Source organism: Herpetosiphon sp. (genome assembly GCF_003512625.1).
GTDB lineage: Bacteria > Chloroflexota > Chloroflexia > Chloroflexales > Herpetosiphonaceae > Herpetosiphon > Herpetosiphon aurantiacus.
In genome coordinates this window covers 1-21,411 of record NZ_DOPT01000106.1, presented here as the reverse complement: position 1 = coordinate 21,411, position 21,411 = coordinate 1, and the positions used below count along the sequence as shown (strand labels likewise).

Sequence of the window (21,411 nt, the reverse complement as noted above, 5' to 3'; positions counted from 1 at the left end):
GTTGGGGTGTTTTAGGTTAAATAGAAAGTTGTATGGCAAAACGAAAATTTTATGCGGTGGTCAAGGGTCGCCAACCTGGAATCTACAACGAATGGTTTGGCAACGATGGTGCTGAAGCCCAAGTCAAGGGCATCGATCAGGCGGTTTTTAAGGGGTTTGCTAGCTTTGCTGATGCCGAGGCATGGTATCGCGAACGGGCGGGCCGTGCGCCTCAACGCATTCCCCAAAACGTTGATCTCACTCCAGTCAGCTTAGCAATTGATCCGCAAAAAGCTTTGGACGAAGGCAAAGTGGTGTTGTTCAGCGATGGCGGCAGCGATGGCAATCCTGGACCAGGCGGTTATGGCGTGGTATTGCGTTCTGGCTCGGAGATGCGCGAATTAACGGGCGGCTTTGCTCGCACCACCAACAACCGCATGGAGTTGATGGGCGTGATTACCGGCCTGCAAGCCTTGAGCCAGCCGAGCAAGGTAGTGGTTTATAGCGATTCGGCCTATGTGATCAATGGCATGCACAAAGGTTGGGCCGAGCGTTGGAGCAAGAATGGCTGGCGCACAACAACTGGCCCAGTCAAAAATCCGGATCTTTGGCAACAATTGTTGGAGCTAGCTCAAGGCCACACAATTGAATGGGTGCAAGTGCCTGGCCACGCTGGAGTCAAGGATAACGAGCGTTGCGATCGCTTGGCGGTGCAGGCAGCCCATCAGCCCAATTTGCCGATCGATCAAGGCTATCGCGATTAGTTAAAGTGGTTGGTAGGGAATTTCGATTTCGAGGATGAGACCGCCGCCAGCCCGATTGTGCACGCGGAAACGCCCGCCAACCAGCGCCACCCGTTCGCTCATGCCCAGCAACCCATAGTGGCCTGCATTCGCCAGCGCCGCCAAATTAATCTCAGCTTGCAAGCCGCGCCCGTTGTCGGCAATCGTCAGGAGCAGAGTGCGGCGGGCGGTGGTACGCAGGCTAATGCCAACTTTGGTGGCTTGGGCATGTTTACGCACATTGCTCAAGCCCTCTTGAATCATGCGAAAGGCCGAAATTTCGAGCATTTCGGGCAAGCGCTCTAAATCGTCGTCGAGATCAAGCTGCACTTCAATGCCGCTGCGGCTGCTCCAATCGCGCACAAACGATTGAATTGCCGCATTGACCCCAAGGCTATCGATGGTTGGCGGGCGCAAGTTACCACAAATTGCCCGTACTGTGCTCACCAATTGGCGAATGTTATCGCGCAAATCGTCAAGCCCAAGGCTGGCTTGCTCAGGGTCGTCAATTTGGCTGCGCAAATTATCAATATCATAATTGAGGCTCACCAAATCTTGAATAACTTGGTCGTGCAGCTCGCGGGCAAGCACTTTGCGCTCACCTTCGCGCTCGGAAAGCAAACGACGTTGGGCTTCTTGCAAGGCCGCATTGGCGCGATCAAGATTACTGACCTGTTGATCGAGTTGGCCAATCAATTGGCGATTAAGCTGATTCTGGCTAGCTAAATCGTGCTCTAGGCTGGATTGGCTTTGGCGCAAGGCCTCGGCTTGTTGGCTGGCACGATGGTAATTTTCCAAGGCCCAAATAATTGGTGTGAGATGTTGCTGATCTCGCGCTCCAATTTGTGCCCGCACCACTTCCTCACGCGAGGTTTTTTCGGTGGCCGCCTCGAACACAAAGCGCCCGCGCCGCAACACCAAAATCCGATTGCTCACTGCAAATAGATGATCAAGATTTTGGCTGCTAAACAGCACCGCCACACCTTGCGCTTGCCATTCGCGAATCAATTCGAGCAGCGTTTGTTGATATTCGTAGCGCAGTAGCGGCGTTGGCTCATCGATAATCACAACTTGCGGCTTGCGGATCAGCACCTGCGCAATCGCCAACATCTGGCGTTGTTCGCTCGATAAATTACGAACTAAGGTGCGCAACGATGGCAACTCTAAACCAAGTTGGGCTAGAATTTGCCGCGCCATGGTGTCGTGATGGCGCTGATTGGGCAACGATAACCAACCCAGCCAACCGCGCCCAACCTCGTGACCCAAAAAAATCGCACTCGCCACATCCAAATGCTCAACTAGCACTGGCTGCTGATGGATGACCGCCAACCCAGCCCGAAAGGCACTTTGGGTCGAGTTAATTAATTGGCCACGGGTCGAAATCACCCCAGTATCGGGTTTTTCCAAGCCCGCCAATAAACGCACCAATACCGATTTACCAGCACCACTTTGGCCAGTCAAGCCCACCACCTCGCCAGGCGCAAGATCAAAGCTGACCTCATCGATCACGGGCAGCGTACCAAATTGCTTGGAAATATGGCGGCAGGTAAACATCGCACACAGCCATTCGTTGCTTAAATACAAACGCTATGGACGACCAAGCATCCATAGCGTTCGCCGAAAAACCTATTTAACCATTAATGGAATTTCGACCTGCTTGGCTTGACGTGGCTGTTTGATGCCCATCGATGGCACGTTTTCGCTATCTTTGGGGTCTTCAAAAGCTTGAATCAAGTTGTAGTGGGTATCGCGTTTGGCTGGAATAAAGCCAGCATCGCGAATAAAACCGTGGATTTCGCGTTCGCCCATACATTGGTAGGTGTCGTGAGCGGCGTTGGAAACCACATTTTCCTCAAGCATGGTCGAGCCAAAATCATCGATGCCAAACTTCAGCGAAACTTGGCCAATCTTTGGTCCTTGAGTTACCCATGAAGCCTGAATATGATTAAAGTTATCGAGCATAATTCGGGCAAGCGCGGTGTGGCGCAAATATTCGGCAGCGGTTGCCCCGTAGTCGTCCGAGAACTTCGAGCGACCCAACGAGGTCAACTCCGATTTCTGGACGGTCCACGAAATAAAGGCAATAAAGCCATTGTTATACTCGCGCAACGAAACATCCTGCAAATCACGCAATTTCATAAGGTGATTCATACGTTGTTCAAGCGACTCGCCGAAGCCAATCACCATAGTTGCGGTGGTGGCCATGCCCAGCGATTGCGCTGTACCCTGAACTTCGAGCCAACCAGCAGCATCTTGCTTGAGTGGGCTAACCCGTTGGCGCACTTCATCATCGAGAATTTCAGCGCCGCCGCCAGGCACGCCAGCCAAGCCAGCTTCCTTCAGCGCAATCAACACCTCGCGAATGCTCATGTTCTCGACCTTAGCCAGATTATCGATTTCTGAAGGCGAGAAGCAATCAAGCTCGATGCTAGGATAATGTTCGCGCAAATAGCTCAGTAAGCCGGTATACCACGAAAGCCGCAATTCAGGATGATGGCCACCCTGCATCAGCACGCGGGTTCCACCATATTCGACAAGCTCGGCTAAACGAGCACCAATTTCTTCGTAGGTTTGCACATAGGATTCTGGGTGACCCAATGGGCGATAAAAACCACAGAATTGGCAATTGGTCGTGCAAACATTACTATAATTGACGTTGCGATCAACAAGATACGTCACTAAGTTTCCGGGCACAAGCCGTTGGCGAATCGCATCAGCAGCCATGCCTAAATCCAGCAGGTCAGCTTCACGATACAAAAACAGCCCTTCCTCAGCCGAAAGACGCTCACCATTGACTGCTTTTTCAAGAAGCGATTGTACATTCATAATTAAAAAAGCCCCCCGTTGGTTTTGGTGGCGGGCTGACTCAATGCAGTCCGTCGCTTCAATTGTATCATATTTCACACGGCGATTTCAGGGTGCTTTGGCAAGCGAGCCAGTCAAGGCAACCTGCCTTAAAATACCTGCCACCCCTCTAGCCACATTCGCTATACTATCAATAGATCTCTACCACTGAGGTGCGCAATGAACGAGATTTGTATGTATATTATTGATATTGATCTTGATGTTGTACTCTTAGCCCGAATCAAACATTAGTAGCATTCGAGGAGAGCAATGGCTTATCAGCCAGATATTGCTGTGACGATGACGTTTTTCGGTAGTACGTCGCCAAAAGTTCCGGTCTTTTTTACCAAAGAAACCCGAACATCATTTTATTATCCGCATGATTTGCTTGGTTTCTACTGCGTCTTTTTTTCAGCTGATGATCGTATGGCCTTTCCTGGTGAAACCATCGTCGGTTGGATTAGTTTCCTTGAGCCTGACCAACAGCAGGAAAAAATCCATGAAGGGCTGACGTTTGAGTTTCGTGCAGGACGACCTGTAATCTGTGAGGGAACAGTGATTGAGGTAATAAATCCGCGTTTATGGGCTGAAAACCGCGAACAGGATCGTGTATGACCGATGAACTTGATGCGATTCCATGGCATACGATTGATCATGCCTATGGCTATGCCACCGATACCCCGCAGCATCTCCGCAACCTGACGCATCCCGATCCAGAGGTGATTCAACAATCGCATTCGGCGCTATCGGCTTCAATCGTGCATCAAGGCGGAGTTTGGCCTGCAGCACTGGCGGCATTTCCTTATCTTTTACGGATCTTTCTAACCCATTCGGGGCATACCTGCTCATGTGCTTCTGCATTAGTTATGATTATCGTTAAAGGGATTGCTCCACCGATTCCATCACTGATTGCCTATGGCTACTTGCTGAACAAAAAGATATAGATGGATGAAGATCCTTATGATGCAGAGGCACGGGCAACGATCTATCCATTGGTTGTCGCTGCATTTCCTACGCTCCTGCCATTGCTGCATGATCCTGATGAGGATATCGCTTCCAAAACATTAACGATTGTCGCCTGTTGTACTACAGTTGATGGAGCGTTATGGTCGCAGATCGCCCCCTATGCGCAGACCGAGCACCGCCCAATGCTGCGGGCTGGCTACAATCTAGTTGCATGGGCGAGTGCCAACCCGGTTGCTTTCGCATGGGTAGTCGAGACATTTGAGCAAGCACAAGAGCCGGTCATAAAGTTGACGGCGGCGTTGGTTGTCGCTCAAACTGCGCAGCCGGTTCCTGAAGCACTCTATTCATGGCTAATCGATACCATCCTGATCAACGATCTAACACTGATTAAAAACTATAATGCGCTTGGACTGACGCGGCGTTATTGGTTCGATTGTGCTTTGGTACTCTATCACCGTCCATTAATCGAGCGAACTGTCCTTGCTGAACAGTGTCTTGCTTACCTCGAACTACGAGGACTATTTTTGAGTGCAGAGGATGTTGCCGCACTTTTAATTATTGCCTTTGGACGGTTGCATTATAAGAAGTCGGAGATTGAGCGGGGCAATATTCAAGCAACGGTCGTTATGTGTCTGGCACATGTGGCATTTGCTACGGTTAATGGGGGCTATCGGGTTCCCCAACGCATGCTGCGCAATTTTGGTCTTCCATGGCGACCTGCCGAGATCAATGGCTTTTTAGGCTTGCCGAATGCAAACCACCCTGGTTTCGAGTGATAGTTAAACCTAGCTTGTTCAACCTAGATTAAAGCCGATTCCCAACCAGCCTACCATTATTCAGCACGTAGGTTGGGAATCGAACATAGCTCAAATTACACCATCAATAATTAATCAGCGAGGCTATTCGCCACTTTGCTGCATCAGCCAGCCGCCAGCGGTCGCCGTACCCAACGCCAGAATTGAGAGATAGAAGCCAAAACTAAAGCCAGCATCAATGCCAGCAATTCCTTGATCGCTGGGGCTAACGATAAATCCACCAATCAGGGCTAAGCCGAGCGCCGCAGCTAGCCCAAAAAATGCAGCCTTGCCCAACGAGAAATTATTCAACGAACGTTGAAAGCGCGGATAGACCTGTTGACCAAAGAATGGGCCAAGGAGATTTACCAAGACTGAGGTTAATACCATAAAGCCCATCCATGGTAAAAGACCACGCAACCCATTAAACGATGTGCTATCACTAACTCCAAAAATTTCGGTGCTCACGTGATACCATGGCAAGAAGTAGCAGATCCATGCCAGTAGGCCACCGCCAATCGCCAAACGGCGGCCCAGCGATGAACTTTTGAAGCTACTGGTTAATTGATTGGCGCTTGGCACCACAAATTGGCCTTGGGATTGTGGTTGGTACGATTGTGGTGCTTGGTTGCTGTAGGGCTGATACGGTTGCGGTTGGTTGGGCGGCGTTTGGCTATAGGGTTGCTGTTGGTTGGGCGGTGGTGTTTGGTTGTAGGGTTGATAATTTGGATCAACCGGCGGTTGGTTGGAATATTGATCATTGCTCATGGTAAATCCTCCATCAATAAACGCTGGGTTCTACCACATACAGCTTGCGGCTATACGTTCAATCTAATCACCAAATCGAGGTGAGTCAAGTAGCAATTTGCCCAAAGGTATCGCTTTGGCTACTATCAGGCTCAGCAGTTGGCTCAGGGTCTGGCGGATGTTGGTCAAGATCAGGACGATCACTTGGTTCATCAGCAGTTTCTTGCCACGTGATCGTGGTGGTGATCGTCGTAACGGTGGTTACTGTGCGTCGGACGATTCGTCGCATAGTTCAACTCCTTCGGTATAACTGCTGCTGAACCTCATCTGCGAGCTAGCATAGCAAACCCAAGGCTGAAAAATATGACAAATCTTGTCAAAATGCGGCTCTTTGTTGAGTATGCAACCTGTTTTGGGTGCAACACGTACCCCCAACGATGCTATCCGCTTGCATGACGATTCACGGCCACCAATAATTTCCACTCACCTAGGAGGCTTGCGATGCCAGCAGTTACCCTCGAATCTTTCAGCACGTTTGGAGCGCTGCTGCATTTTCTGCGACGCAGAGCACGCCTAACCCAGCGCGATTTAGCGATTGCCACGGGCTATAGCGAGGCCCATATCTCGCGCTTGGAAAACGACCAGCGTTTGCCCGACCTCACAACCTTAGTAGCATTAATGGTTCCAGCGCTCGATCTCAGTGATGATCCCGCAAGCGTCGCGCGTTTGTTGGAGCTAGCAGCGGCGGCTCGTGGCGAGTCATTGGTTGGCACGAGCGTCACGGTCACCAAAAAAATCGAGCAGCAACAACACAGCGAACTTGGTTTGCTGGATTTGCCTCCACCCTTGCCCCCATTTTTAATCGAACGCCAGGCCACCAACCACGTGCAACAACGCTTAGCCAACGAACGATGTTTGTGCATCAATGGGCTAGCTGGAGTTGGCAAAACCGTGATCGCCAGCCAAATCGCCCAAAGTTGGGGCGAGCGCTGCTTTTGGCTGAGTTTTACGCCCACGCTGAGCCTTTCGAGCGAAATTTTGATTCGCCAGTTGGCGCTATTTTTGTTGAGCCACGGCGACGATCAGGTTGAGCCGTTATTGCACTTGCCGCGTGATGGCGAAGCTGGTTTGAGTTTTGAACGTCAGCTAGGCTTGTTGATCAACGGTTTGCAGCACATTCCGGCTTTGCTCTGTTTTGATAATGCCCAATTGCTGATTGATCAACCGCAACTGCGTTTGATGCTTGAACAGCTAGCCCAAAAAACCACCAGCCAAATCTTGCTACTGAGCCGCGAACAATTCAATTTACAAGGCTTTAGTTATTGGTCGTTGCATGGATTAGAATTAATTGAAGCTCAACGCTTGCTCAAGCATTATGGAACGCAACTTAGCCCAACCCACAGCCAACAATTAATCGAACGCACTCAAGCGAATCCGGCATTATTGCGCTTAACTATTGGTTTATTGGGCGATCGCGGAGCCGATGAAGCTTTGATGCAGCATTTGATCGACGAGCCACATATTGCCAGTTTTGTGCTCGACCAGATGCTTGGTCAATTGCCGAGCAGCAGCGAACGCTTGCTAGCCTTGTTGGCGGTTGCTGCTCAGCCACTAAACTTGCATGCTGAATGGCCGATGGAATGTAGTTTTGCCGTCGATGGGCCATATCAATGGCAACAGGCCATGAGCGAACTGACCCGCCGCCAGTTGATTGATGCCCCCAGCCATGCCTATGTGCTGCCGCTGGTACAAGAATATATTTATGCCCAATTGCGCAGTCAGCCCAGTCGCCGCAAAGCACTGCACCAGCAACTTGCGAGAGTTTTCGAAGATCAACGAATTGACCCAATTCGGGCCGCCCAGCATTATCTTGCGGCGGGCGATGTGCCTGCGGCGCTCAACAGCCTGCAACAACAACTTGATCCCTTGATGAATCAGGGTTTATCGAGCGCGGCGGCGGCAATTTTGCAAAGCATTCGCCCAACGATTGAGCAACAGCATCCTGAATTGTTGTTTGCGTGGTTGCAAAGTTATGGTGAATTTTTGATGGCTACCAGCCAAGCTAGCGAAGCCGAAGCCATGTATCGCGAAGCGTTGGCTTTGGCCTGGCAACCAAATCAACGGGCACATTTGGTCTGGCGCTTAACTGGGGCCATGTTGCATCGTAATCAAGCTACTGCCGCCCAAAGCTTGCTCGAACAAACCATTGCCACGCTTGATTCGCGTGAGGTGCGCTTGCATGGCTTGTTACAAATGGCACTGAGCAAAGCGATTTTGATGCAATCGCAATTTGCGCTTGCTCGTCAAGCCGCCGAACAAGCGATTGCCCTGACCAGCCAACTTGATCCTGAGGCAATTATGACGATCGCTGAAATTCGGGCGCGGGCTGGCGGAACCTTGGCAATTGTGCAGCAATATACTGGCGAAGTCGATGCCAGCATTCAAACATGGCTCGATGTGATTGCCCAAACCCGCATTGCCCGCTTGGAGCGGGTGCGACCACGGGCCTTTGTAAATTTGGCTAATCTCTATTACACCAAAGGCGATTTAAACCGCGCCGAAGCCACGATTAACGATGCGGTTACAGGCTTGCGTCGAATTGGTGATGTCTATGCTCAAGCCCGCATGCAACACACCCAAGCGATTATTCAAATGATGCGCGGCCAGCCCCAAGCGGCGTTACAAACCCTCGAACAAGCCTGCGCGATCAAACAACAGATCGACGATCAGCAAGGTTGGTACAATTCGCGCAACCAAATTGCCATGACCTTGTTGGCCTTGGGTCAAACCGAGCAAGCTGAAGCCATCGCCCAAAATTTATTGCATATGCTTGGCGAGGGTGGCGAGCCATTTTTCCGAGGCGTAATTTTGGATACTTTGGCGATTGGGCAGTTGTTGCGTGGAGATCTACGGGCAGCGCGGCAAAGCCTTGATCGGATTGCAGCCATGCCCATTGCCCAAAGCAACAATTTATTGCGCATGGCTTGGGAGCGGCGTTCAGTCTTGTTGATGTTGCTCACTGAAGGGGCTGAGCATGCTCGCACGGTGTTTAGCCATAGTTTGCCGCTCGCCGGCAACGGCGAAATTGCCCTCGATCATGCATGCCTTGATGCCTTGATTACGCAAGCTGCTGGTGATGAGCTAGCTGCCCAACGCCAATGGCAACAACTGGCCCAACGGGCAGCCAGCAATGGCTACGAATATTATCGAATTGTGGCCGAAGCACAGTTACAAGCACCAAGCCATGTTAGCTTGCAACAACGCGTGCTCCAAATGCACCAACCATTCGCTCCCAATTGTTGGTATCAACCAGCCTTGGCACAGGCAGTCAATGATTAAATGCAGGACTAACGGCGTTCAACCAGCAGCACTTGGGGCACACGCACCAGCGAATCAAGGTTAAAGGAACGATTTTCGCTAGCAACAACCAACCCTGTTGAGGAGCCACCATCGAGATTCAAGGCGGCATCAATTGCTAGATCTTGCTTGACCAACCATTGGCTGAGATCGGTTAGGGTAAAACTAGGCCAACTGCACACCATCAGCAACAAGCGTCCCGTCTGATCGATGGCAACCACACTGCGGCGGGCGCGATCACCATCGTCGTTGGGTTGCTCGATAGCTGCACCATGCACCACCAACATTGGGGCCGATTGCAAGGCTTGATTCAACACTTCAGTGCTATCGTAGGGTTGTTCGCGCAACGAACGCAACGACCATCCATCGGCGCTATCGACAGCTAACATCCCGCCAAAGCCATCGTAGGATGTACCGTTGATCACACCATCAAAAATTGTTAGGGCCGTAGCCCGCCCTTGGGCATCAAAGTAACCACCATTGATCACCGCAACTGGCTTGAGCGCGGCAGCCCATTCGCTAACCCGGCCAGGGCTGGCCACATCGTAGCCAACACGTAACCGAAAATAGGCCGGATCAACTCGCAAAATCTGGACATTGGTAATATCGTAGCCAATTTCGCGGAACTCCAAGCCTGGCTCCAAGGTTTGCCACTGGTTATCAATCGTGGTTGGCTCGGCGGGGTCGGGTGCGATCAGCGGGGTGCTGGTGCTGCTTGGTTGAAGCACCTCTTGCACATCCGAGCGCGAACAACTGCTAAAACATCCAACAATCAACATAACAAGGCCATATCTATACAGCAAGCGCATTGGATTACCTCACACTAGAGCGTCCATCCTACCATAACCCATGACCATATCGGAAGAATTAGGCACGCTGCATAGTTGGCGTTGAGCCTTGCGCAAGCTCGCGAACTAGCCATAGTGTGGTTGGCGCAAGGTTAAACAACAAACGCTGGTGGTTTTTGCAACCACCAGCGTTTTAGGCCAATTGCGATCAATCGATCTTAGAGTTTTTCAGCGATATAGGCGGTGAGGTCAGCGATGCGGGTAGCATAGCCCCATTCGTTGTCGTACCAAGCAACAACTTTGACCATCTTGTCGCCCATTGCCATGGTCAAGCTTAAGTCAACCACGCTTGAGTATGAAGTACCGATGAAGTCTGATGAGACCAGTTCTTCATTGGTTACGCCCAACACGCCTTCCATTGCGCCTTCTGAGGCTTCAATAAAGGCATTGTTGATCGATTCAACGGTTGCGCCTTCGGCCAATTCAACCACAAAGTCAACCATCGAAACGGTTGGGGTTGGGACGCGCACGGCGAAACCATCGAATTTGCCCTTCAACTCAGGGATAACCAAAGCTACAGCTTTAGCAGCACCCGTGGTGGTTGGAACCATGTTCAAAGCAGCAGCGCGAGCGCGGCGCAAATCTTTGTGGGGGCCGTCTTGCAAATTTTGGTCCATCGTGTATGAGTGAATGGTGGTCATCAAGCCACGCACAATGCCGAACTTATCGTTCAACACTTTAGCTACTGGAGCCAAACAGTTGGTGGTACATGATGCATTCGAGACAATCGTATGTTTTTCAGCGTCGTAATTTTCTTCGTTCACGCCCATACACACGGTGATGTCTTCGTTCTTGGCGGGAGCACTGATGATGACTTTCTTCGCGCCTGCATCTAAGTGCATTTTGGCTTTGGTCGCATCAGTAAAAATCCCAGTCGATTCGATTACGATATCGACGTTGAGCTCACCCCATGGTAATTTTGACGGATCGCGCTCGGCCAAGGCCTTGATGACCATTGGCTCTTCTTCATCGGCGAAGGTAACGCTGATTGTATCTTCAGTGGCGGTAACATCGCCATCGAATGAACCATAGGTTGAATCGTACTTGAGCAGGTGGGCCAACGTTTGGTTATCGGTCAGGTCGTTGATTGCAACAATTTCCAACTCATCGCGATAGTGATCCAAGATGGTTTTGAAGCTTTGGCGACCGATGCGACCGAAGCCGTTGATTGCTACTCGTGCCACAAGTGACTCCTTATTATTTCGCACCAAATTAAGAATGCTTTCACGGCTCTGGGCCGTTCTGCACCACTATAGCACATTCACTGCTTACTGTCATTCTGCTTTGGTGAAGGTTTATAAGCTTAATCGGTCAAGTATCTGGCTATTGACTTTTGGCTATAGGCGATGAGTCGATTAGCTTATCAATAATCTCAGCTAGCCCATCGCCCCACAGTTATATTTTTGATTTCTGACTTTTGATGTTACTTCATGCCTAGATTAAACTCACGTTTGGCCCATGCAATTGTGCGTTGCCGCGCTTCGGCCAAATCAACCAGCGGCTGATAGCCAAAATCGTTGGCGGCCTTGGCTCCGGTAAACCAAAAATCAACGCAGGTTGAGGTAACTGTGTAGCGCGTTAGGCTTGGGCGGGTTTTGCTGCGCGTTGTGCGATACCAGAATTCGCTGGGCCATGCCAGGAAATGCATCAAGCCAAATGGCACATGGCGCTTGGCCATGCGCAAACCCAAGGCCTCAACAATCGGCTTGAGAAACAGAAAAAAGTTATCAGGATTAGGGTCAACCAAAAAATAGGCTTGGCCGCCCATCGCACCATCGGCGGTTAAACGCTGGGCTGCTAAAATATGGCCGTGCGCGGCATTTTCAACATAAATATGCGAAAATCGCGCCGAGCCATTGCCCAAACGTGGAATTGGGCCACGCTTGCCTAAATTCACCAACGATGGCAAGCGATGCGAATCGCCTGGGCCATACACGCCCCCCAATCGCAAGGCACTGGTTGCCAAGCCTGCTTGACCATTGGCCGCCAAAACCAAACGTTCACCAGCGGTTTTAGTCGCGCCATAAATATCTAAGTGCTGCTTGGGATAGGGCAATTGCTCATCGCCAGCCCGAATTGGTTTGCCCTCGAAAACCACATCAACGCTGCTGGTATAAATCAGTTGGGCAACACCTGTGGCTTGGCAAGCAGCAACCACATGTTGCGGCCCCAACACATTGACATCGTGCAGGAGCTGGGCATTGCCCCAACCCCAATCGACCGCTGCTGCACACAAAAACACCGTACCAACATCGTGACAGGCTTGCAATACCTGCTCAGCTTTGCGTAAATCGCCTACAACCGATTCGACTTGAGGGTCGGGGTAGGGCTGGAGATCGAAAACGCGGACAGGGTGGCCTGCTGCCAATAATTGCTGCACCAAATGTTTGCCGACAAAGCCACAACCACCAATCACCAATGCCCGTGTGGATTGCTCAAGCGCCATCGACCATTCCCCCAACTACAACGATGCGGCAACTAATTCAATGCTTGTTCTAAAGTAGCGAAGGCTGGCAAGCGCGAAACATCAATGCCCGAGCCAACCAAACCTTGGGCAACATCGGGGTTGATGCCGACGAGCGCGGTTTCCGCGCCAACGAGGCTGGTCGCGGCAATAACGGCGGCCAATTCGCCAGCCATATGCACATCAACCAAGGGCACGCCGGTTACATCGAGCAGCACTTGGCGAGCACGTTGTTGCACTACGGCGGTGATCACTCGCTCACGAATTGTATTCAAACGCGCTTGATCCAGCTGGCCGACCAAGGGCACAACCAAACGCCGACCACCAAGCGGAATCACAGGCACACCCAACTCGCGAATAACCACAGCCTGTTGCTGATTGGCTTCAAGCAATTGAGCTTGCTCGGATGCCCGTTGTTTTAGCTCGGCAAGGGTATTTTGCAAGGTGGCAGTGCGTTCAGCAACCGTTTGTTCAAGGCTCGCTTGGAGTTGCTCAAGCTCGGTTTGGCGGGTACGAGCAGCATCGAGCGCGGTTGATAAGGCGCTGCTATAGCGTGATAAGACCATACCAAGCACCAAGGCAACTGCGGTATATCCACCAATAATTCCGCCATAGTTTTTATCCATGGGCTTGGCAAAGCCCGTGATCTGCGGCACGAAAGCTTCGGCCAGGGCAGTGGCTATCAAGCCAAAAAGGCCAACACCAATCATCACGAATGTTAATTTGCGACCACTGAGCAAACTAGCCAAAGCCATGGGCACAGCCAAACCAAAAATAATCGCGCCGCTATCAGCTAAGCCAGTGCCAAGCAACATAATCAGTAAAAAGAACGATAAACCAAAAACGCTACCAAAGAGCGCCAATTTAAAATAATTGCGCCGCAGCAGTAATAAAGCTACCAGAAAAATCATAATTGCGGCACCGATTGCCAGCGCAATACCGATTGATTGAACGAAGGTTACTGGGGCCACAAATGGCACAATTAACGCACCAGTGCTAGCCATAAACGAACCCAAAAGAATGCCCTGCATAATTTGGGCTTGCTGCTGTTGAACGGGGTCGGGATAATTGAGCGAATGAAGCCATTGTTGAAAAAAACGTTTCACGGGTGGCTCCTCAGGGTGTGGATTGTAGGGATAGTCTAGCGCTATTGTACCACCTTCGTTTGTAGGCTTGGTTAGCCTCAGCTTACACCTTGCTAACAGTTGGTATCCCTACAAAAAAAGCCAAGCCCAAATGATGGGCTTGGCTTGAAGATCTGGATTTAGTGAGTGATTACACCAAACGTTCGCGAATATAACTAGCTAGCTCGTTGATATGGATGCGAACCTGGCTCATCGTATCGCGGTCGCGCACGGTCACGGTGTCCAGCAAGCTGGCATCATCGCCGCGACCTAAGGTATCGAAATCGACGGTGACGCAGAAGGGCGTACCAACTTCATCGTGGCGGCGATAGCCTTTGCCGATGTTGCCCGTATCTTCGTAGAAAATCCGACCAATCCCAGTTGCCATCAACAACGATTTGATGGCCTTGGCTTTTTCAACGATCTCTGGTTTGTTGCGAGCCAACGGCAAGACCGCTACCTTGATTGGGGCCAAGTGTGGCTTGAGCTTGAGCACAATCCGTTCTGAGCCATTTTCCAAGGTTTCTTTGGTAAAGGCTTCGGTCAAAATCGCCAATACCCCCCGATCAACCCCAGCCGATGGCTCGATCACGAATGGCACCAAAGGCTTTTGGGTCTCTGGATGCGGAATCGTCAGCTTGGCGGTGCTATCTTCGTTGGGATCGACCTTAGCCGATAAACCTAAATCGGCTTGACCACGGGTATGCGAACCAAGATCGAAGTCGGTTCGATTAGCAATCCCCTCTAGTTCTTCCAAACCATGCGGGAACTGATAGAGAATATCGACGGTCGCTTTGGCATAGTGGGCCAATTCATCGCCAGCTTGATGATAGGCTTGCAGATTTTCGCTGAGCAAGCCTTGATCACGCCACCATTGCAAGCGAGCTTCAACCCATTGGCTATGCCATTCATCGTCGGTTCCTGGCTGGACGAAGAATTCAAGCTCCATTTGCTCGAATTCACGCACGCGGAAGATAAAGTTGCGTGGCGTAATTTCGTTGCGGAAGGCCTTACCGATTTGGGCGATGCCAAACGGCAAACGGCGTGAAGTGGCATCAACCACATTTTTAAAGTTGGTAAAAATCCCTTGGGCGGTTTCGGGTCGCAAGTAGGCAAACGAGCCTTCTTCGGCAATTGGGCCGACAGCGGTTTTGAACATCAAATTGAATGGACGTGGCTCGGTCAAATCGGTTGAGCCACATTTTTCACATTTGTTGTCTTTGAGTTGGTCGGCTCGCCAGCGACTTTTACAATTGCGACAATCGACCATTGGATCGGTAAAGGTTGCTTCGTGGCCTGAGTGGCGTAGCACCAAACGATGGGTCAAAATTGAGGCATCGAGGCCTTCCACATCGTCGCGTTCATAGACCATAGCTCGCCACCACGCGGCTTTGAGATTGTTTTTGAGTTCAATCCCCAACGGGCCGTAATCATACGTGCCTTGCAAACCGCCATAAATATCCGAGCCTGGAAAGATAAACCCGCGCCGCTTGCATAACGAAACCAATTCATCCATCGATGTTGCTGGCATATAAACCTCCAGTATAAGGCAAAAGGCAAAGGGCAAAAGGCAAAATGACCTTGAAAGTCAAAGACGAGGAAGCCAACCTAGAAGTTAATTTTTGCCTTTTGACTTCTGCTTTTTGCCTTTAAAAACGTTCATCCCCAGACAACGCCATTGCTAGCATTGCCTGGGGACGAAGAAAACAAAACGCTTCGCGGTTCCACCCCAGTTCCTTGGTTGAACCAAGGCACCTTTGAGATCTATTGTGATTGGCTCCCCGTCGCCATTCGCTTGGTTCAAACTTGCGGGCTTACACTATCCCCACATCGCTGAAAGTTGCATTCCAAGCTACTTCTACGGTTCATCACCAAGATGAATCACGTTGTTGGCTGCTACTGTAGCATTGTTGTCAATGCTTGCGTTCAGTCCAACGACTGATTTGATTAGGCGCTAAATTCGACTTCAGCAGCATTGGCGACTGTTGGTCGTTGGGCTGCTTGATCGTATTTAACGGCTCGGTCGTTGCTTACGTGGGTATAAATTTGCGTTGTTGAAATACTTGCATGGCCCAGCAACTCTTGCACCTCGCGCAGATCTTTGCCACGGTTGAGCATGTGGGTTGCGAACGAGTGGCGCAAGGTATGCGGTGTCAGATCGCTCAGCCCCAAGCGTTCGGCGTAGCCCTTCAAAATCAACCAAAAGCCTTGGCGGGTAAGCCGCTTACCACGGTGATTGAGAAACAAGGCTGGATCGCCGCCGTTACGGCTAATTTGGCCACGGGCAATATCGAGATATTCTTCCAAGGCGGTGCTGGCGCTGCCAACAATCGGCAGATTCCGCTCTTTATTGGCCTTGCCCAAGCAGCGAATCTGGTGGATCGCCAGATCAACATCGCCCACATCGAGCGCAACCAACTCGCTAACGCGCATGCCAGTGGCATACAACACTTCGAGCATGGCTTTATCGCGCAAGCCTTCAGGGCCGCTGGTGGTCAAAGGTAACTCAAGCAGTTCATCAACTTGGGCGACCGTAATTGCCTTGGGCAAGAACCGATCAACCTTGGGTGAATCCAAGTTTTCAGTTGGATTCGTGGTGATACTATGCTGGCCTTGCAGGTATTCAAAAAACGATTTAATTGCAGCAGTACGACGTGCGATCGTGGAGGTTGCGTAGCGCTTTTCTTTGAGAAAGAGCAAGAACGCCAACAGGTCATCGCGGGAGACGTTGCTCCAACTGCCTGTGTTACGTTCAACAATAAAGTTAACAAATTGGTCAAGATCGGTTCGGTAGGCGGCAATTGTGTTACCGGTCAAACCGCGCTCAACCGTTAAATAGGCCAAAAACTGTTCTAGCTGCTGCTGCATGAGCACCCTCCAACGTCGGGATATGCGTTTCCAAAATTCCCCGCAGCGCCTATGGTAGCACCAAGAATTGCTTATGTCAAAGATGATTGATTGTTGGGGATTGGGGATCGGTTGGCGGGGATCGGGATATTCTTCGGGCAGAATCGAAGCCTAGAGGTTGGGAGTTGTATATCAATCTCGACTCCGATCCCCAGCCCCCAATGACCGATCCCCACCAATCAAATGTTGATCAACCTTAAATATCAATAATATCATCGGAGCGCCCAGCAGCCAGCCGTGACCAGTGTGAAATTGGCCGTCCAGCGGGGCGATTAACGGCTTGATCATGTTCGTCAGTGCGCATTTGGGCTGAGCGCGTGTTGAAAAAGCGTTGAGGCCAGCCAGCTGGAGAATCTTCCCAAGCCTCTTGCCGCCCATAAATCGTCATATCGAGCATGGCATAGGAACTGCCCATTTGCTCGCAACCACGACCAGTTGTCCAATAGGTTTCAAACACCCGACCATTATCCTGAACGTAGCACACCCAGATGCCAAAATGGCGATCAGCAATCAGCGCATCAAGCGAGGATTCGGGCACTGAATACCAAGGCAGTTCCCAGCCCATAAATTCGCGGTAGCGGTTGCTCTCAGCAAATGGGCCTTGGCTCAACACAGCAAAAGTTACATCGCGCGAGTGTAAATAGCCCAATTCCAGCACATGACCAACATTCATGGTGCAACCTTCGCATTGTTGGGCGGCATTCGCGCCATGATGCCACATCATATAGGCGGCAAACAGTTGCTTGCGCCCCTCAAAAACCTCAATCAACGGAACCAAGCCGTTTGGGCCAACCACTAGAGTTGTGGCAGCAACCTCAACCATGGGTAAACGCCGACGCGCAGCGGCAATCGCATCGCCCTCGCGGGTATGGGCCTTCTCACGCACCCGTAAGCTATTCAGTTCGGCTTGAAATGTGGCGCGGTCAACGGCAGCGGGCAGGCTGGGGCCATGCATATCGCTAAGGGGAATCAGGTCGTTCGTGCGATTACTCATCAGATGCTCCTTCATCACTATAACAAGGCTCCGCCTACCTATCATAGCATGAAATATAGAACATATGAGCTTTTGAGGTATTGATTATTAGATGTCGGGGATCGGAGTGGTGGTAATGATCTACGTGCCCTCACCCCCAGCCCCTCTCCCGCTGCGGCGCGAGGGGAGTTTGCTGGAGCGGTTCCCCATGGTCTCGCGGGCGGGACAGGGGGTGAGGGTATGCAATTCATTGCCAAACCAATGAACCATTAAACCTAGCCCTTGAGTCTTCGTTTACCCTTGAATAATGGCTAAAACTTCATCGCGCTTAGCTTCCATCAATTCTTTGCTGCGGGCTTCGAGGTTGAGCCGCAACAATGGCTCAGTGTTGGAGCCGCGCACATTGAAGTGCCAATCGAGATAATTGACCGATAGACCATCCATGGTGTGTTGCTCAGCATCGCTATATTTTTCGGCTAAAGTTGCCAATACAGCTTTAACATCGGCAACTTTGGTGTTGATTTCGCCTGAGATAAAGTAGGTTGCTTCGAGCGGAGCCAGCAATTCGCTCAGAGTTTTGCCCTTCTTCGAAAGCATCTCCAAAATAATCAGCGATGGAATCACGCCTGAATCGGCATAATTGAAATCGCCAAAATAGTAGTGGCCTGTCACTTCGCCCGCGAAAATTGCCCCTTCGTTGGACATGCGAGCTTTGATAAAGGCATGACCAACCCGCTCCATCAGCGGCACACCACCAGCAGCCCCAATTAGTTCGGGCACGGCCCACGAAGCCCGTACATCATATAAAATTTTGGCTCCTGGGTGTTTTTCGAGGAAGTATTGACCCATCAGCGCGGTCATAAAATCGCCAGAGATAAATTGGCCGCGATTGTCGATTGCAAAGAAGCGATCGCCGTCGCCATCGAAGGCAAAGCCCACATCAGCGTTTTCGCTGACCACGCGAGCCTCCAATTCGGCGCGATTTTCTGGTTGCAATGGGTCAAGCCCGTGGTTAGGCAAGGTGCCATCGGGGTCAAGATACAGGCCAATTAATTCGACAGGCAAGCGTTCGTAGACCCGTTGGAGAATTGGCCCGACCATGCCATTGCCCGTGTCGGCGATTACTTTGAGTGATTTGAGGCTGGCTACATCGATCAATTGCAAGACCGATTCGATAAATTCTTCGCTCAGGTCAAGCTCGCTCATGCTGCCTTGGCGAGTTGGTTCATCAAATGCTTCGCTCTCGACCAATTTGCGCAAATCTTGAATGCCGGCATCGCCTGAGAGCAATTGGGGCATTTTTTTGACCATTTTGAAGCCATTGTATTGTTTGGGGTTGTGCGAGGCCGTCACCATCATGCCCGGCAAGCCCAATTTGGTACAAGCAAAATAATATTGATCGGTGCTAACCATCCCGATGTTGATCACATCAGCGCCTTGGTGCATCAAGCCCCGCGTCACCGCATCGAAAATCGATGGGCCTGAGGTGCGCATATCGCGGCCAACGACCACCGTTTCAGCTTGCAAAAATGAGGCGAAAGCGCGTCCAATCAAAAAAGCTACATCTTCGTTGAGTTCGCTGGGGTAAATCCCGCGAATATCATAGGCTTTGAAAATCCCTGGATTGACCTGCATCGTCGTATCCTTTCTGTGCAGAGCGATCACAGGCTATCATACGCCAAAATTGTTAAATCGCGAATAGCAGGATTTTTATCTTTGATTGCTTATATAATCACCACCCTTCCGTCCCGCCTCAAGGCGGGAAACGCAGGGGTTTTCATCCCCTGCACCCCTAATATGTGGGCTGTGGATTGTTGTTGCTGTGTTGATTCACCCTCGGCATATAGTTAATTTAGCCAAGATTGACTTTTACGCCGCGTTGGGTAAAGCGTTGTAGTAACTCAGGATCAAACAATTCTGGCTTGATATGAATATCGATCTCGCGTAATTTCGGCAGTGCCAGCCAGCCTTCGATCCAAGGGATCTGTGTTGGCTGAATGTTATAGCCAAGCATAATGCTTTCGAGTTTGGTCAATTGATTCAACCATTCAGGGATGCTGTGCTCTGGCCCGATTCTCAGATACAAGCTACGCAGTTGATGCAATTGGCGAAGGCTAGCGGGAAATGACTCATCGTTTGCGACCCCAAATGATAAATGCTGGAGTTTGGTTAATCGGGGGAACATTAACTCTAAGCTCGCGACCGGAATAGCATTGCCATGAAGATAGAGTGCTTCAAGCTGATGAAGTTGTCCCAAACTTGGATCAAGATCGGTCAACTCGCAATCATCAATCGACAACTCGCGTAAATGCTGCAATTCGGAGAGCCATGCGGGTAGCTGGCCGAGACGATGATTACTCAGGCTTAATTCTTCCAGCCTATGCAGGCTGCGTAGACCATCCAAGCGGTGATTGCGACCACAGTAGAGGGTATGCATCATAAGTTTTCGTAGGCTATTGTTCGGCTGGTCAGGCGCTAGGATGTAATCAATCTCTGTGCTGATAAGATCCAAGGTGTGCAAGTTGGGCAATGCTAAAACCCAGCCAGGCAACTCGCGAAACCCTTTACCCGATAAATGAAGCACTTCAAGCTGGCGCACTTGGCGAATTGATTCAGGAATTGCTGATCCGCTGATGGGTATTTCTAAGGTTTTGAGGTTTGGTGGCAAGGTCGTCGCGTCAACATAACCACACTTGAGCTGTTCAAGTGATTCCCATGAATGCCAAACTTGGCTGATTTCGCTAAAATCGGCGTTGCTTTCCAAATACGAGAGTTGCGGTAATTCGATTAACCAAGGTGGCACCAGTGCTTGGCTGTTATAACGAAGCCAGCGTAAATGATGCATCTGCCTCAGCCATGCGGGAAAAGCTGTAGGTTTCCCATAGTAAAGCTGTAGATCCAGCACTTGAAGCGAGTCTATCGCCCCAATTAAGTGCTCGTTAGGAATAGAATTGAGATAGTATTCTAAAGCTGTGATGCGCAAATCACTGAACCAATCAGGTAATCTGGTTAGTTTTGTTGAACCAATCGTAATATTGTGTAGCGTTGATAGATTAAGCAATTCGCTCGGCAATGCTTCAAATCCATCAAGATAAAGATTAAGTTTCTGCAAACGTGGTAATCGCGTTAAAACCTCGGGAATGCCAGTGGTCGGGTTTGCCCGAATATCTAATTCTTCGAGGCTGGTTAATTGATCGAGCCATGCTGGAATTATAGATTGGTGGGGAAAGCTGAGATCCAATTTGCGCAACTTGGTTAGGTTTGCAAGTTCAGGCGGTAGTTGCAGCGGACGATTGCAGGCAAGATTTAATGCTTCAAGATGAGTTAATTCGCCAATCGTTTCTGGTAGGTTGGTGAGGTTGAGTGATGAAAGATCGAGGGTTGGTTCACGGGTTTGGGCATTTTGGGCAATCCGCGCCCGGCAAAGTTGCTCACTCATCTTCTACTCCTTAAACTAACCACCACTCCTTAGTTTCAAGAAGTGGTGGTTTAATCTCATTGATTATTGTCATGCCCTGACCCCAAGCCCCTTACAAGGGTAGGTTTTAACTCTTATTCGTGATCACCACCCTTCCGTCCCGCCTCAAGGCGGGAAACGCCGGGGGCTTTAATCCCCCTGCACCCCC

General features: G+C 50.6%; 18 protein-coding genes. 5 read left to right on the top strand and 13 right to left on the bottom strand.

From position 1 onward, the window contains the following. The first annotated feature begins 32 nt into the window (after nt 1–32). Entirely contained in the window at nt 33–743 is a 711-nt protein-coding gene (rnhA, locus tag DEF47_RS24240; protein ID WP_012192231.1) for a ribonuclease HI, read from the top strand. Here rnhA and DEF47_RS24235 read toward each other — a convergent pair whose 3' ends face one another. Then, on the bottom strand, nt 744–2,315 hold the full coding sequence (locus tag DEF47_RS24235; RefSeq protein WP_012192230.1) for an ATP-binding cassette domain-containing protein: 1,572 nt from the start codon (nt 2,313–2,315) through the stop codon (nt 744–746). A 72-nt stretch (nt 2,316–2,387) separates the two neighbouring features. Continuing rightward, on the bottom strand, nt 2,388–3,587 hold the full coding sequence (mqnC, locus tag DEF47_RS24230; RefSeq protein WP_012192229.1) for a cyclic dehypoxanthinyl futalosine synthase: 1,200 nt from the start codon (nt 3,585–3,587) through the stop codon (nt 2,388–2,390). Nucleotides 3,588–3,875: 288 nt separating this feature from the next. Between mqnC and DEF47_RS24225 the strand changes: the two genes are divergently transcribed. The 3 genes from DEF47_RS24225 to DEF47_RS24215 are packed head-to-tail and all read left to right on the top strand — an operon-like array spanning nt 3,876 to nt 5,347. Then, nucleotides 3,876–4,220 (top strand): hypothetical protein, encoded by a 345-nt coding sequence (locus tag DEF47_RS24225; protein WP_012192228.1) that lies wholly within the window; start codon nt 3,876–3,878, stop codon nt 4,218–4,220. After that, a complete protein-coding gene (locus tag DEF47_RS24220; RefSeq protein ID WP_012192227.1) occupies nt 4,217–4,549 on the top strand; it encodes a hypothetical protein in 333 nt (110 codons plus the stop codon). Before DEF47_RS24225 ends, DEF47_RS24220 begins: the two co-directional genes overlap by 4 nt. Next, nucleotides 4,550–5,347, top strand: coding sequence for an NAD(P) transhydrogenase subunit alpha part 2 (locus tag DEF47_RS24215; RefSeq protein WP_012192226.1), 798 nt, complete (start codon nt 4,550–4,552; stop codon nt 5,345–5,347). A gap of 123 nt (nt 5,348–5,470) precedes the next feature. Here DEF47_RS24215 and DEF47_RS24210 read toward each other — a convergent pair whose 3' ends face one another. Then, nucleotides 5,471–6,133, bottom strand: coding sequence for a hypothetical protein (locus DEF47_RS24210; protein ID WP_012192225.1), 663 nt, complete (start codon nt 6,131–6,133; stop codon nt 5,471–5,473). An 85-nt stretch (nt 6,134–6,218) separates the two neighbouring features. Continuing rightward, nucleotides 6,219–6,401 (bottom strand): hypothetical protein, encoded by a 183-nt coding sequence (locus DEF47_RS24205; protein WP_041304939.1) that lies wholly within the window; start codon nt 6,399–6,401, stop codon nt 6,219–6,221. Between the two features lie 212 nt (nt 6,402–6,613). On the opposite strand from DEF47_RS24205, the gene DEF47_RS24200 reads away from it, so the two are divergent. Next, nucleotides 6,614–9,451 (top strand): helix-turn-helix domain-containing protein, encoded by a 2,838-nt coding sequence (locus tag DEF47_RS24200; RefSeq protein ID WP_012192224.1) that lies wholly within the window; start codon nt 6,614–6,616, stop codon nt 9,449–9,451. A gap of 8 nt (nt 9,452–9,459) precedes the next feature. Here the strand turns inward: DEF47_RS24200 and DEF47_RS24195 are convergent, their stop codons facing one another. From DEF47_RS24195 to DEF47_RS24155, 9 genes are all read right to left on the bottom strand, one after another. Continuing rightward, complete coding sequence (locus DEF47_RS24195) at nt 9,460–10,248, bottom strand: phosphodiester glycosidase family protein (RefSeq protein WP_287045374.1); 789 nt, start codon at nt 10,246–10,248, stop codon at nt 9,460–9,462. A 227-nt stretch (nt 10,249–10,475) separates the two neighbouring features. After that, nucleotides 10,476–11,501, bottom strand: coding sequence for a type I glyceraldehyde-3-phosphate dehydrogenase (gene gap, locus DEF47_RS24190; protein ID WP_012192222.1), 1,026 nt, complete (start codon nt 11,499–11,501; stop codon nt 10,476–10,478). 239 nt (nt 11,502–11,740) lie between these two features. After that, the gene (locus DEF47_RS24185; protein ID WP_012192221.1) at nt 11,741–12,763 is read right to left on the bottom strand and encodes an NAD-dependent epimerase/dehydratase family protein; all 1,023 of its coding nucleotides are present in this window, start codon (nt 12,761–12,763) and stop codon (nt 11,741–11,743) included. Between the two features lie 32 nt (nt 12,764–12,795). Next, entirely contained in the window at nt 12,796–13,887 is a 1,092-nt protein-coding gene (locus tag DEF47_RS24180) for an STAS domain-containing protein (protein WP_012192220.1), read from the bottom strand. Between the two features lie 169 nt (nt 13,888–14,056). Continuing rightward, nucleotides 14,057–15,436, bottom strand: coding sequence for a glycine--tRNA ligase (locus DEF47_RS24175; RefSeq protein WP_012192219.1), 1,380 nt, complete (start codon nt 15,434–15,436; stop codon nt 14,057–14,059). A gap of 416 nt (nt 15,437–15,852) precedes the next feature. Continuing rightward, nucleotides 15,853–16,773 carry a site-specific tyrosine recombinase/integron integrase gene (gene xerA, locus DEF47_RS24170; protein ID WP_012192218.1) on the bottom strand — a complete coding sequence of 307 codons (921 nt, stop codon included), beginning with the start codon at nt 16,771–16,773 and terminating at the stop codon, nt 15,853–15,855. A 235-nt stretch (nt 16,774–17,008) separates the two neighbouring features. Next, nucleotides 17,009–17,806 (bottom strand): DUF899 domain-containing protein, encoded by a 798-nt coding sequence (locus DEF47_RS24165; RefSeq protein ID WP_012192217.1) that lies wholly within the window; start codon nt 17,804–17,806, stop codon nt 17,009–17,011. 273 nt (nt 17,807–18,079) lie between these two features. Further along, nucleotides 18,080–19,420 carry a phosphomannomutase/phosphoglucomutase gene (locus tag DEF47_RS24160; protein WP_012192216.1) on the bottom strand — a complete coding sequence of 447 codons (1,341 nt, stop codon included), beginning with the start codon at nt 19,418–19,420 and terminating at the stop codon, nt 18,080–18,082. A 217-nt stretch (nt 19,421–19,637) separates the two neighbouring features. Then, nucleotides 19,638–21,224 (bottom strand): leucine-rich repeat domain-containing protein, encoded by a 1,587-nt coding sequence (locus tag DEF47_RS24155; protein ID WP_012192215.1) that lies wholly within the window; start codon nt 21,222–21,224, stop codon nt 19,638–19,640. Nucleotides 21,225–21,411: the final 187 nt, after the last annotated feature.

Excerpts from the sequence above, each read along its gene's own strand:
- DEF47_RS24165 (WP_012192217.1), bottom strand. The coding sequence starts at position 17,806 with ATGAGTAATCGCACGAACGACCTGATTCCCCTTAGCGATATGCATGGC.
- DEF47_RS24195 (WP_287045374.1), bottom strand. The coding sequence starts at position 10,248 with ATGTTGATTGTTGGATGTTTTAGCAGTTGTTCGCGCTCGGATGTGCAA.
- DEF47_RS24225 (WP_012192228.1), top strand. The coding sequence starts at position 3,876 with ATGGCTTATCAGCCAGATATTGCTGTGACGATGACGTTTTTCGGTAGT.
- DEF47_RS24155 (WP_012192215.1), bottom strand. The coding sequence starts at position 21,224 with ATGAGTGAGCAACTTTGCCGGGCGCGGATTGCCCAAAATGCCCAAACC.
- DEF47_RS24175 (WP_012192219.1), bottom strand. The coding sequence starts at position 15,436 with ATGCCAGCAACATCGATGGATGAATTGGTTTCGTTATGCAAGCGGCGC.
- rnhA (WP_012192231.1), top strand. The coding sequence starts at position 33 with ATGGCAAAACGAAAATTTTATGCGGTGGTCAAGGGTCGCCAACCTGGA.
- DEF47_RS24220 (WP_012192227.1), top strand. The coding sequence starts at position 4,217 with ATGACCGATGAACTTGATGCGATTCCATGGCATACGATTGATCATGCC.
- DEF47_RS24235 (WP_012192230.1), bottom strand. The coding sequence starts at position 2,315 with ATGTTTACCTGCCGCCATATTTCCAAGCAATTTGGTACGCTGCCCGTG.
- xerA (WP_012192218.1), bottom strand. The coding sequence starts at position 16,773 with ATGCAGCAGCAGCTAGAACAGTTTTTGGCCTATTTAACGGTTGAGCGC.
- DEF47_RS24160 (WP_012192216.1), bottom strand. The coding sequence starts at position 19,420 with ATGCAGGTCAATCCAGGGATTTTCAAAGCCTATGATATTCGCGGGATT.
- mqnC (WP_012192229.1), bottom strand. The coding sequence starts at position 3,587 with ATGAATGTACAATCGCTTCTTGAAAAAGCAGTCAATGGTGAGCGTCTT.
- DEF47_RS24205 (WP_041304939.1), bottom strand. The coding sequence starts at position 6,401 with ATGCGACGAATCGTCCGACGCACAGTAACCACCGTTACGACGATCACC.
- DEF47_RS24185 (WP_012192221.1), bottom strand. The coding sequence starts at position 12,763 with ATGGCGCTTGAGCAATCCACACGGGCATTGGTGATTGGTGGTTGTGGC.
- DEF47_RS24215 (WP_012192226.1), top strand. The coding sequence starts at position 4,550 with ATGGATGAAGATCCTTATGATGCAGAGGCACGGGCAACGATCTATCCA.
- DEF47_RS24210 (WP_012192225.1), bottom strand. The coding sequence starts at position 6,133 with ATGAGCAATGATCAATATTCCAACCAACCGCCGGTTGATCCAAATTAT.
- DEF47_RS24200 (WP_012192224.1), top strand. The coding sequence starts at position 6,614 with ATGCCAGCAGTTACCCTCGAATCTTTCAGCACGTTTGGAGCGCTGCTG.